At 61.4% G+C, this 11,833-nt stretch carries 12 protein-coding genes and 1 pseudogene; 7 read left to right on the top strand and 6 right to left on the bottom strand.

The features are described from left to right. Positions 1–189 precede the first annotated feature (189 nt). The 4 genes from AC2ETI_RS10335 to AC2ETI_RS10320 all read left to right on the top strand — a co-directional run bounded on the left by AC2ETI_RS10335 (position 190) and on the right by AC2ETI_RS10320 (position 3,751). The gene (locus tag AC2ETI_RS10335; RefSeq protein ID WP_483633867.1) at positions 190–1,395 is read left to right on the top strand and encodes an Ig-like domain-containing protein; all 1,206 of its coding nucleotides are present in this window, start codon (positions 190–192) and stop codon (positions 1,393–1,395) included. 55 nt (positions 1,396–1,450) lie between these two features. Then, positions 1,451–2,569 (top strand): Ig-like domain-containing protein, encoded by a 1,119-nt coding sequence (locus AC2ETI_RS10330; protein WP_400822751.1) that lies wholly within the window; start codon positions 1,451–1,453, stop codon positions 2,567–2,569. 288 nt (positions 2,570–2,857) lie between these two features. Continuing rightward, positions 2,858–3,226 carry an Rv1352/Rv1906c domain-containing protein gene (locus AC2ETI_RS10325; RefSeq protein ID WP_029537646.1) on the top strand — a complete coding sequence of 123 codons (369 nt, stop codon included), beginning with the start codon at positions 2,858–2,860 and terminating at the stop codon, positions 3,224–3,226. A 354-nt stretch (positions 3,227–3,580) separates the two neighbouring features. Beyond that, complete coding sequence (locus AC2ETI_RS10320; RefSeq protein ID WP_020906453.1) at positions 3,581–3,751, top strand: hypothetical protein; 171 nt, start codon at positions 3,581–3,583, stop codon at positions 3,749–3,751. A gap of 44 nt (positions 3,752–3,795) precedes the next feature. Here the strand turns inward: AC2ETI_RS10320 and AC2ETI_RS10315 are convergent. From AC2ETI_RS10315 to AC2ETI_RS10305, 3 genes and pseudogenes are all read right to left on the bottom strand, one after another. Next, a pseudogene (locus AC2ETI_RS10315) lies at positions 3,796–4,539 on the bottom strand (HNH endonuclease family protein); the annotation flags it as partial. Positions 4,540–4,617: 78 nt separating this feature from the next. Continuing rightward, entirely contained in the window at positions 4,618–4,983 is a 366-nt protein-coding gene (locus AC2ETI_RS10310) for a pyridoxamine 5'-phosphate oxidase family protein (RefSeq protein WP_269801276.1), read from the bottom strand. A 112-nt stretch (positions 4,984–5,095) separates the two neighbouring features. Next, positions 5,096–5,464 (bottom strand): roadblock/LC7 domain-containing protein, encoded by a 369-nt coding sequence (locus AC2ETI_RS10305; protein ID WP_020906454.1) that lies wholly within the window; start codon positions 5,462–5,464, stop codon positions 5,096–5,098. 704 nt (positions 5,465–6,168) lie between these two features. Between AC2ETI_RS10305 and AC2ETI_RS10300 the strand changes: the two genes are divergently transcribed. Continuing rightward, positions 6,169–6,639: a hypothetical protein gene (locus tag AC2ETI_RS10300; protein ID WP_020906455.1), complete on the top strand. Its 471-nt coding sequence runs from the start codon at positions 6,169–6,171 to the stop codon at positions 6,637–6,639. Positions 6,640–6,646: 7 nt separating this feature from the next. Here the strand turns inward: AC2ETI_RS10300 and AC2ETI_RS10295 are convergent, their stop codons facing one another. The 3 genes from AC2ETI_RS10295 to AC2ETI_RS10285 form a co-directional block, all read right to left on the bottom strand. Next, positions 6,647–7,570, bottom strand: coding sequence for a DUF2797 domain-containing protein (locus tag AC2ETI_RS10295; RefSeq protein WP_483633866.1), 924 nt, complete (start codon positions 7,568–7,570; stop codon positions 6,647–6,649). A gap of 63 nt (positions 7,571–7,633) precedes the next feature. Then, on the bottom strand, positions 7,634–8,290 hold the full coding sequence (locus AC2ETI_RS10290) for a DUF305 domain-containing protein (RefSeq protein ID WP_483633865.1): 657 nt from the start codon (positions 8,288–8,290) through the stop codon (positions 7,634–7,636). Beyond that, on the bottom strand, positions 8,287–9,852 hold the full coding sequence (locus tag AC2ETI_RS10285) for an LVIVD repeat-containing protein (protein WP_483633864.1): 1,566 nt from the start codon (positions 9,850–9,852) through the stop codon (positions 8,287–8,289). The genes AC2ETI_RS10290 and AC2ETI_RS10285 overlap by 4 nt, the downstream gene beginning before the upstream one ends. Before the next feature lie 178 nt (positions 9,853–10,030). Here AC2ETI_RS10285 and AC2ETI_RS10280 point away from each other — a divergent pair, with 178 nt between their 5' ends. Together AC2ETI_RS10280 and AC2ETI_RS10275 are read left to right on the top strand one after the other, a co-directional pair. Continuing rightward, positions 10,031–10,618 (top strand): TetR/AcrR family transcriptional regulator, encoded by a 588-nt coding sequence (locus AC2ETI_RS10280; protein ID WP_225320295.1) that lies wholly within the window; start codon positions 10,031–10,033, stop codon positions 10,616–10,618. Between the two features lie 45 nt (positions 10,619–10,663). Beyond that, positions 10,664–11,800: a GIY-YIG nuclease family protein gene (locus AC2ETI_RS10275; protein WP_070796294.1), complete on the top strand. Its 1,137-nt coding sequence runs from the start codon at positions 10,664–10,666 to the stop codon at positions 11,798–11,800. Positions 11,801–11,833: the final 33 nt, after the last annotated feature.

The raw sequence follows: 11,833 nt of genomic DNA, 5'->3' as shown, positions 1-11,833 counted from the left end.
TCAATCTCGAATCGCGAGATTGATCGAGAGGGGCAAGGCTCGCGGTGACGGTCAGATGTGACGATCAGTAACCCTTGCCAAGTATTTACCTACTGTGTGGTTTTTGTTTATTGAAAACGGGTCAACTCGGGCGCTGGCTCCGTTACAGTTCGGCGGCAAACGTCAATCAGGTTGTTCCGAGAGGACATCATGTCAAAACGCCTACTGAATGCTGCGCTCCTTACCGGCCTCCTTGCCGGTGGAACCGCTGTGGCCGTGATTCCGGCGACCGCGGCGCCCGTTGCAGAAACCACGTCGACAACGTTTCAGGTCACGTGCCGCGCAGTTCCGAGTGCGTTTTCCGGTCCTTCGTCAGACGGAAAGCCTGCTACGGTGCGAGTTTCGGCTCCTTCGGTCGTGGCGCCAGGTCAAGTCTTCGACATCGACGTGGATCCGGGTAGCGTCCAGATCCCGAACGATGTGAGCGGCGCCAGTGTCAAGAAGATCTCGCGTCTGAAGATCGATCTGCCGATTCCGACCAACGCGGAGTTCGTCTCGGCGACGGTCACCGATCCGGGCAATGTTGTTGCCGGGAAACCTGCTTCGGTGATTCGTGTCAACGAAGACGGCACTCCCGCAGCGGACGGTCCGATACTCCGGTTGTCCGGCGCAAACGAAGCGATCGGCAACAGTCCGTCATCGTCGTCGGGTGCGCACGGCGGGCTTGCGATCAACGCTCAGTCCGGAGCCGAGACCAACATCGTCTTTCCGAAGATCAGAATCACCGTAAAGGCCGGGCCGTCCGGCGCAGTCGAAACCAATGTCCGGACTTCGGGTGCTGCAGGTACTTTCGGCGGGCCGGAGTCGTTTTTGACCTTCCTCCCTCAGGTAAGTCACTGGCTCGCGGGAACCATCTGGGCGCCCACATCCTGTTCTCCTCGCGACGGTGAGACGGGTCCCCTCAACGCCGGTGCCGGCGCATTGGCATCCACGAAAATCGACGGAGACCTCGGACCTGTTGATCCCGAGCCTGGAGCAGACATCGTGACGACGCTCGAAGGACCGACGACGGCCGCTACCGGTACCAAGGTGTCTTTTGCTTCTCACGTCGATCCGGAAAACGCAACGGGAACAGTACAGTTCATGGTCGACGGCAAGCCCGTCGGTGACCCGCGGCCGGTGGTTCGCGGTATTGCCCGCCTGGATCTGACCTTCGGTAAGGCGGGTACCAAGTCCGTGACTGCAGTCTTCACAGCTACCGGCGACGAGGCGAAGTACACGTCGGCGGCACACATGCTCACGGTGACCGGTGATTCAACAGGCCCGGTCGATCCCGACCCGACCGATCCGGGTGGTCTCGGCAGCCTCGAGTCCGTTCTGCCGCAGCTGCCCACAGGTTCGCTCGGTGGCAAGTGATCACGGTCCTACTTCACCGAACACTCGATGACCGAGTCTTTTTGAAAGGCAACATATGAACTCCCGTTCTCTGGCTGTTTGCGCAGTCGTACCAGCTGTCGCGGCCGGACTCCTCGCTGTGTCCGCTCCGGTAGCAGCGGCTTCCGATACCGTGACGCGAACAGTTTCCTTCGAACACAAGTGCCGGGTCGACGGCGCCACCGATTGGGATTCGTCGTTCTCCGACAACCTGGAGGTCACGGCGCCCACGTCCGTGCGTCCCAGCGAACAGTTCACAGTGAAACTGCATCCGGGCACCATGCGTAGTTCGGATTCGGACACCGGTCGTATCAAGTACGACATCGCACTACCGCAAGGGGCAACCCTGGTTTCGTACTCCCTCGTCGGTGATTCGTCGTCGAACTTGACCGGCGAGACTGCGGTGCTGCTCCGGGTGGGCGCAGACGGAAACGCGAACCCGGCGGGTGAGTACCTGCGAATTACCGGTACCGGCAACAAGACAATCAACGACGGTCCGAGCGCGAACGACAACAAGCCAAAGGAAGGGCTGCAAGTCAAGGCCAACACGGACTTTCGTTTGCCGGCAGTCGAATTGAAACTCGAAGCTCGGTCCGACGAGGGAAACGCGACGACGCACCTGCGCGCCGGGGCGACGAGCCCGAGTATCAAGATCAAAGACACGAGCATGAGTTTCGGTGAGTCCCGGTGGGTCAATGCCGCTGGGTATTGTGTTGCTTCGGGCGAGGGACGCAGCGCCCTCTCGACTACCGAGGTATTCGCGACCAACCAGACCGAGACGACGGTCGCTGTCGCACTGGAGGCACTGACGGGCGAAGACGTCAAGATTGCGGCGAGTATCGACCCGAACCCGGGTGAGGGCACGGTCGAGTTCTTCGACGGCGAGACGAAGATCGGTAGCGCCACAGTCGATTCCAATGGCCATGCAGAACTGGTCTGGCCGTTCCGCGACCAGGGCGAGCATCGCATCACCGCAAAGTTCTTGGGTACCAAGAAGTTCAGTTCTTCGGAATCTGCGGACAAGACCGTGACCGTCACTGTGCCCGGCGTCATCGTCGTCGAGCCGGTGGATCCGACGGAACCGGAAACTCCTGGTGGAACCGGAAGCCTCGGGGACATCTTCTCGAAGCTGCCGACGGGCTCACTTGGAGGCTGAGTCACCCAAACGGCAGGGGAGCGTCGACGTTTCGGCTCGAATACGGTTGTGTGATCGAATACTGGAATGACAGGTTCGAACCATGCCGAGAGCCGCAACGCCGGCGTGCCCTATTTTTCTCAATGGGAGTCTCCGTCACGGAAATCGGGCCAGAACCACAAAAGGTAGCTCACCAAAACTCGTGCCCTTTTACTACCGTTAGTTGAAGAACTGCGCGAACCGCGGGTTCTTACGTCAACAAGCCTTCGAACTCGCCGCTGCGGTTCAGGTATGAACAAGGTAGGGAAAATGCGCAAGGTTAGTTTGCTCGCGTCCGCTGCAGCAGTAGCTGTCGGTGTGGCAATGATCGGGACGTCTGCGGCCTCAGCAGCGCCGGGAACGATTCCCGGTCATGGGCTGTTCGACGTGCCGTGGGAGGTGTTGCCGGGAACCTACACGACGTCTGGACCCGTATCAGCTGATATGCCGTGCATATACGGTCGGGCAAAAGTCGACGGCGACGGTGAATTGAATGTCCTCGAGTTCGAAAGCACCCTCGAACCGGCGACAGTCACCATTCTCTTGACGGATTCTCGCTTCACCACCGCGTATTGCGCTGATTGGAAGAGAGTGTCGTCAGTCGGATCGTTGGATCTGGGATCGCTTTTCGGGTCCTAGACGTCTCCGCTCTATGTCGAGATGGACCTCTGGACGTGACCACGGCCCTCTGCCATCTCGATTTAACGCTCGGCTCGCGGATGCGCTCGTTCGTCTCGAGTTTTCGACCACTCGTCGCATGAGTCCATGACCAGGGACTTTAGCCCTCAGTAATTACCTACCAATCGGTATATTCTGCGAAGGTACGGACTTCGTGAACCGATGTGAGTTGGCTCCGGGGGACGTGCCGGCCTCGCAGGACCGCCCGCAAAGTCAGCCCGGTGAGGCCACCAGAGTTCGCGCATTTCGACAGATTGCCGCTGGGTCCGTCCGCTACGAGGGGAGCGGACGGACCTGACAGCACGAGAGAGTGCCATGCCTGAACGTGGTCAAAGCAGAGTGGACGCGGGGATCATTGCCGTCGTCGCAGTCATAACCGGTGTGTTCGTCGCACTGACCGGCCACGGTCTGGTTGCAGCGCTGGCCACCGTGTTGGGCCTCGCGCTCGGGATGGCGATTGTGCGGTATCTGATCAAAGGTCGCTGATCAGAGTCCTCTGATCAAATGTCGCTGATCACCGCAAGAGTTCAGCAGGTCGCGAGAATGTCTGCGATGGTGTCGTGTTCGGCTTGGGTAACCCACAAACCGTATGCCGCTTTCACTTCCACTTGAGCAGTCACGTACTGGCAGCGGTATGCCTTGTTGGGCGGCAGCCACGACGCCGCGTCGGAATCCGACTTCTTCTGGTTGGTGGGCCCGTCGACAGCGCGCAGGTTTCGAGGGTCGTTGGCCAGATTGGTTCGCGTTTGCGTGTCGAGCTGCTGCGCGCCCTTCTGCCAGGCGTCCGAGAGTGCGACAACATGGTCGATCTGGACTGCAGAAGACGTGTCCTGGCCGCGGGTGAAGGCGACGGTCTTGTTCGTGTACGGGTCACGGAGCGTACCGGTTTGGACCGAGCAGCTTTTGGAGCCGTCTTTGAATGTCAGGTCGGTGAGGTCGCGCCGCAGGATGTCGTTTCGGGTATCGCAGCCGTTGTGGCCGAACTCGACGGTGACGTCGTCGGTCCAGGCGGTACCGAACAGTGCACGGTCGTATCCGGTCTTGGGTGCGCGTCCCTTGATGGGGATCTGTGCCAGCATTTCAATTGCGGCGGACGACGGAGCCGAAGTTCCGGCTGATACCGTCGTCGTGACGCCGGATCCGATTCCCGAACCGAGAGAAGATGTTTCGGGTGCGTCGGCGTTGGAATTGGCGCAACCTCCCAGCACGATCACGGCAGCAATGCCGATGGTGACGCCGGTGATGCCGCGCCTGTGATGTGCCGTGCGTGCCATGTGGGAGAGTCCATTTCTGCGAGAGATGAACTACAAGTATGTCATTCACGACATTTCGGGCTGAACCGGCACTGTCTGTCAGTCCGGTCGAAGTAGCCATCGCGTCACCGGAACCGACACGAGAACTCGCGGACCTTCACGAGTTTCGTCTGCGGCATCCCAGCCGTCGTACTTCTCGCCGAAAAGTTTCAGGAGATCGCCGAACTCGCCGACGTTGTGATGAATTGTCCCGGACCCCTGTGCGACCCACGGGTCGTGAGAGGATCCGTCGACTGCCAACGAGACCCGAGGATCGTCCAGCAGGTTCCGGACCTTCCGATTCTGCTCGGCGCTCGGTATCCAGAATGTGTTCTGACGCAGTAAGAACCAGACCGGGGTCGTGTGCGGCGAGCCGTCGCTTCGAAGGGTGGTCAACCACACGCAAGGAGTATCCGCGATAGTCACTGTCCCAGTATCGGTGCCGGCGCGACGTTCACCAATCGACGGTGCGGAACGAACAATGCCCGGTCCTCACCGTTGGCGAGGACCGGGCATTGTCGGGAAGGGAGTGGAAGCGTCAGATTTCGATCTTGGGTGTCTGTTCGCCCAGCTTGTGGCGGGCCAGTGCCAGGTTCGCACGCGCGCGGTCCAAAACCAGGTACACGAACAGCGTTGACAGTCCGGGCGTCTCGAGGACGCGAATGAGGTGGTACTGGTTACTCAGGGTGATCAGAATGTCTTCGAGGGTGTCGGTAATCCCCAAGTTACTCATCGTGCGGAGCTTTGCTCGCACAACCTCGGAGTTGCCGGCGCCGGCGTACTCGAGGCTGAATGACGGGTTGCCGCTCATACCGAGAACCATCCCGCTGTCGGCGTCGACTACGGCTGCACCGCTGGCACCGTCGATGCGCATCAGTTCGCCGAGGATCTTGTCGATGTTGCTCATTGCTTCTCCTTGGTAGGGCAGAGTCGCGCGGGGCGACTCCAGGTGATGCTTCGGTGATGAAGTCATCGGTACATTTCGAGGTGGAATCGTTGGTTGCGGTGTCGGGAGTGGGCTGGGCGGCAACTGTTCAGCTTGTGAGATTTGTGGGCTCGTTCCGTTCGGTGCAGATGAGCGGCCATTCGACGACTCGAATTCGTCGATGCGGTCTGCGGGCAGCCAGCCGTCCCCGGGGGGTGCGCTGAGCGGCCATCTCGTATCCGTCTCGAAGTCCGGCACCGGCGTCTGAAGTTGCGGATACACCGGCGCGGTAAGCGGCCGCTTGTACGGAACCGGCTGACCGCCCGCGTCGGAGACGTTCGCGAACCAGGCGGCATACCCGGGGTCGCTGCGATCGAGGTTCTGCCCGCGATCGTCGTCTTCCTCCCGGGAGCCTCGTCGACGAAAAAGTCCCACTCGTTCCAGCCCCTTAAAGACGAACTATTTCCGATCAGAGCGTTCCGGATGAACGCGGCAGACCGGACAATCCCACCCATAGTTACTTTACAGTTAAGTCACCGTAGCATGGGTTCGCAGACGGGGCATATGGTCCAATCCTGTAGGCGGGCCGACGAGGCGCTCGGAATCGACAGGCTGCCCGGACGATTCTCGCCGGTCGACGATGCCGGTCCGTTCGAGCGCCAGACGCCCTCTGGCATCCTTGAAGGATGAAGAAAACGATCACCGGGTTCATCGGTGCCTGCTCGCTGGTGGCGCTGGTTGCCTGCGGTTCTGACGGAGACAAGCCGACCGAGGTCGGAACACTCACTTCCTCCGTTTCGGCGACCACCACTGCGTCACCGACGACGTCATCCGAGGCTCCGGCGACATCGTCGGAATCGACTACCGAGGCACCGTCGGTCGACTCGAGCGTCCCGGCTGAGGTCCCGTCGGACCCGAATGTGAGTTCGGCACTGCCACGGACCTACGCGCAGGCGTGCTCCGACGTTCTCCGGTACCTCGACGCATACCAGCCGGCAATTGACGAGTCGGGCGAGGAAATGGGCATGACGCGTGAATCATTGGCAAACGACATGCTGACCTCCATCCAGGCTTATCCCGAATGGTCGAGCTTGTCTGCCGACGAGCAGGCTGAGGTCACTCGCGGATTCGCCGCAGCGACCGCGGGAAGTTGCTGACCTACTTTCAGAACAACGATTCCTGAATCGCCACGCCAGGGGACTCGAACTCGCCGACGGTGATGGTTCGACCGACCAGTCCGGACACATCCGCGACGAAGCGTGGCGATTCAGGATCGGGGTCGATCCGCAGCGAGGCGATCGAACCGGCAAGGCCCTCCAAGTGCAAGGAATGTTCCCCGGACTCGAAAGTGTGCGGATACGCGATCAACGGTGCCGCATCGAAGACAACGTCGGCGCACGCCGGCGCCGTCCATTCTTCGGGAGCCTCCAGGATCTCGATTCCGTCGATGTCCGATCCGATGTCATTCAGCTCGTCTTTGATCGACGATACGAAGTGGTGCAACGACTTTCGCAGTTTCTCGCGATCCAAGGGTCCTGTCAGCGCTTCGATCTTCCGAGACGTACGTATGGCCTGGCTCAAGTGCAAGTGCTCCGAAACTCGGGCTTCGAGGGAACGAATGCTGTAACCGTCCGTCGACCGCGCTACGAACAATGCGCAGACCGCTCCCTGTTCGGCGACTCGCGGATGCTTGCGGAACTCGGCCGCCGTCCCCACCTTCATCTGACCGCCGGCGAAGATGTCGATGTAGAGCCATTGTGGTTGCGTGAGATAGGTGCGCACGTTCGGATGAATGTGCGCGCCGCTGACATGTGCCTGATGAACGGTGGTGAATCCCTCACGATTTCGGCATCGATCGCACTGGCGCCCGGTAACGACCGTGGCCCCGCGGTCACACGGCGAGTGTCCCGGACCTTCGGCGGTGAGATCTCGCCACCCGAGGCAACGGCGGCCCTTCGCCTCGTCGACGGAGAATCGCAGAACCGAGTCGTGAGTGTAGAAGGTCGTAGCGGAAGTGGTGTCGTCGACGCATCGGATCCGCGGTGCTGTCGGGTTCGACCATTCGATTCCGCGAACGAGCAGGGTCATTGAAGTGTCGATTCCTTCTGTAGTTCACAGGTCGACACCCATGGTAGTCAGTGCACATGCGGGTCAGTGCAGTGGTTGCGCCCCACGTTGTCCGAGCATCAGTGTCATCAGCCCGGATTCCTGACTCTGCGTGTTGATCATGTCGCGGGCGGACTGTTTCACCGGCCCGCTCTCGAACAGGGTATCGGCCACCTGTGCCATGGCGATCCCGCCACGGTGGTGGCGTTCCATCAGTTGCAGGAACAGAACCTCGGCGTCGAGCCCGCGAGCGGCGCTCAGTTTCTCGAGTTCTTCCGTCGTAGCCATACCCGGCATGGCGTCGGCCTCTGTTTCCGGCGTTGCCGGGTGATGATGAGAGTCGCCAGCGCCGCTCGGTGACGCCTCCATCCACGCCATCGGCGTTCTACTGCTCGGCGGGACACCGGCCAACCTCAGCCAACCGAGCATGACACCGATTTCCGTTCTCTGAACATCGTCGATCTGCTGGGCCAGTCTCGTAACCGCCGGGTCCACATCGGGGCTCAGACGCGCGAGAATGAAGAGGGCCTGTTGATGGTGGGCCGCCATGTCATGCACGAATCCGATTTCGGTTTCGCTCAGAACAGCTGTCTGCGTGTGGTTCTCGGGTGCGAACAGCGGACGTAATGCTGCGCCGAGTACGAGCAGCATCAGTGCCGCAGCCACGAGTGCGACGGCTTTGACCGATCGCGGCGCCGTCATGATCCCACGGTCGTCTTCTGGTCAGCGGGTGGTGTGTAGACACCGTTTTCGAGTTGCATGGCAACAAAGCCGTTGTCGGCGCACGTCGCCCACAACGTGGTACCGCGCCATTCGGGTGGGGAGAAGCACCAATCGGTCGAGATGTCGCCGAGAACGACCATGCCCGATCGCGAACTCAGCGCTTGGCCGGGGTCGAACTGGCCCTGCGCGATCGACTGCGCGATTGCCGGCGTGCTGAGAATGGGTACCCCGATGAGCGAGGCGAGAGCGTGCGGCGAGTTGGCGAGTTGGAGATTGTCGCCGGTCCGAGCGGGTGGGTTGAAGTACGCAATTTCGTGGACGTCGAAGGGATCTCGAACATCGAAGACCCGAATCCCGCTCGAGATCCATCCGCATGCCAGCGCCGTCGGGTCGACCGGGCGATCGGCCGAACAGTAGTGAGATTCGTACGCGAACAGCGATCCGCCGGCAGCAGACGCCAGCGCAGCATCTTGATTCTCCGGCAGATTGATCTCGAGCTTCACCGAATTGACGACCGCCGGTTCGTCGTCATTGGAGACGTCGATCAATTTGACTCCGCCGGAACCACCTTCGTCGACGGTGAACAGGTACGGCGAACCGTCGTAGGTGACCGGAATGCTGTGTTGGGTGGCCCAACCGTCGGTCCACGAGAGCTGGGACAGTTGGCGCACCCGAGGATTCGGGACGCGGCGCTGAACCTCACTGATGTCGAGAACATGTATTCCGCCGAGATTGTTCGACAAGTACATGCGATTTCCGTCTGGAGTGATTCCGAAGCCGTGGGTCGACAACCCGATGAGGTCCTGCCAGACGACACGCGGGTTGGCGGGATCGGTGAGATCGACGGCGCTCACCACGCCGGGAGCGGTGCCGGAAGACCAGTAGGTGTTCCCGTCCGGTGAAAATCCACCCTCGTGATTGGTGATCGGCAGCAGCATCCCCAGATCGGTTCCTGGTCCTGGGTTGAGCAGTTTCGGGTGCGCGCAATCGGAGATGTCGTAGACCGACATCAGACCGACGCCGGTCAAGAGCGGAACGCCCGTGCCCACCAGCAGCTTTCGCGCGGTGTTGACCTTGAGACTCTCCCACGTTCCGGCCAGCATCGCAGGTTCGGTCAGCGTGGCGGTGAGAGCAGGATTGGCAGGATCCGACACGTCGAGAACTTGCACGCCCTGCGCGGGGCCCAGGAGGTTCCCGGGGAAGAAGCTGCCGACGTACGAGCAGTGTTCGAAGTTGGTGGACGTGATCCCGCCGCCGCGACCCGAGTAAACGCCGATCTGAGACATGTTGCAGCTGTACCCGTCTCGGCTGCGTCCGCTGTTTCGGTCCTCGGCCGGAACATCACCCTGCAACCCGGTCTCGGGCATCGAGCCCGGGCCGCATTCGGCGCGGCTTGCAGCGTTGGAAGCGACACCCGGGTTCTCGTGGATCGAGCCCGGGGCAGTGGCGGGCTCAGCAGAAGCGACGCACACGGGAAGGACGGTGATCAAGGTGACGAGCGCGATGGCAGATCTGGTTCTGATGGTCGTGAACGATTTCATCGAGTCCAACTCCCGGTGCGGGATTGCCTTTCGTATCTCACGGGCAGACGTACCTCAAGGACAGGCAGCACGGAGGGCAGGCGCGCGTTCGAGCGCTCGCGACGATCGGGTCGGGGTGTGAACCGGTGTCGGGCCGCAACCAACCGGACAATGCTGTCCGGTTGGTATCGTAGTGTGCGTGACATCGTCTGGCCGCGTCAATAGCGGATCTCTCAACAGAGGGCCGAGAGATGCGGCGCGCAATCGTGCGGCGCTCATCTCAGCAGCTCGCGAGGTGTTCGCCACCCAGGGATTTGCTGCTCCGCTCAGCCTGATCGCCCGCACGGCCGGCGTCGGCCAGGGCAGCCTCTACCGGCACTTTCCCACTCGCGAAAGCCTCGCACTCGCGGTGTTCGACGAGAACATCGTCGAGCTGCAAGATCTGGCGGCTGATCCGGATTCGACTCTCGACGATCTTTTTCGTTTGTTGGTCGACCAGATCACTACCTCCATCGTGTTCGTGGAGGTCATCAAGCCGGTCTCCTTCGGCGACTCGCGACTGAATTCGGCCGGCGCCCGTTTGACCGATCTCCTCGAAGGGCGCCTCGACGAGGCGCGTCGAACTGGGAAGATACGAGAGTCCGTGACTGCTGAGGACGTGATCCTGGCGATCGCCATGTTCGCCGCGATCATGGAACGGACTGCCGAGAGCTCGCGGAAAGAAGTTGCGCACTCGGCCTGGAACCTTCTTGTGCAGGGACTGGCCGGGCCGGCAGCGGCGGGCTGAGTCGCGTTCGCCTCGCGTCTCGAGGTGATCGCCTAGGCTCGTGGCATGGCTATTGTCTGGACAGTTCCTCGCGCTATCGGCTCCACCCTGCTCGTTGCTCCGTTGATCAAGGAGTTCCTTGTCGAGGGTGACGGCACCCTCGATGCAAAACTGACTGCGGTCGGTACGGTCTCTGCATCTCTCGAGAAGCAAGTCGGCCGCACGTTCACCTCGATCAGCGCTGCTTCGGCGGCAATCTTTTCCGGTGCTGCCGGTTCCACCAGCGTGCCCGACGCACTCCGTCTGGCCGTGATGCGCACTCTGTCCACCGAGGTCGTCGTCAGGAAGCCGGCTCCGCAGCCGTTCACCGAAAAGGTTGGGAAGAGATTGGGGCAGTACGTCTTTGCCCTGCGTGACCCGCGCAACGATCAGGTGTTCCATGTCGGGCACGGCACGGGAAATCAAGTGTTCGCGCCGGTATTCGAAGCGCTCGGTGAACTTGCGAATCTCGAAGGAGCGGACGGCCCAGCCGAGTCGAATGCTGCTGTGACAGCAGCCAAGATCGCCCGCATCCGTGAAATCTACGACGCGGGTTCGGCGGTGGAGCACTTCGTTCTTCTCCGCTCGGTCGCTGCCGCCACGGATTCGGCCGCCACTGCCGACGAGGTCGTCCGCGGCATCGTGGAAGCCTTGCGAATCACCGATGCGGGAGACGGCCTGACCAACCTCGCGGGCGATACATCGGACAAGGACGCCCGTGCGACCCGCGTCGAGGAACTCGCGTTGCGCTACTCGGCCGATCCCGCGCCGGAACTCCCGACGCCGAGCATCGTCCTCCACGTGCCGGCCTCCGCTCGTCCGGGAGCAACGCCGGAAGAGATCTACGAACTCGCGCGCGCCGAGTGGTCTGCCGGTGCAGCTGTTCGTGCCGAGATCGGAATCCCCGTTCTGGTGTTTGCCGACAGCATCATTCGTGGTGCATTCCGCGCTCAGTCATGGGAGGTGTCCACTCGCAATGCCGACGGAAGCCAACTGTGGCGGTTCAACGGAACCGTCGACGACGAGCTCGCTGCCAAGTACGTCGGAACCGAGGTCACCCCGCACAACGTCGGCCTGAAGAAGTGGCCCGTCAGCGGTTGGGTCACGAGGTTGACTACCGCTCGTCCGGGGGCGGTTATGCCGGGACCTCGTAAGTCCAAGTAACGCAACAACTTCAGGTAGAAGGCATTGTGGGGG

This window comes from Rhodococcus sp. MurmanLake-1, assembly GCF_056945715.1.
Note: the sequence above shows the minus strand (reverse complement) of the source record. Positions and strands in the feature narration are given on the sequence as shown.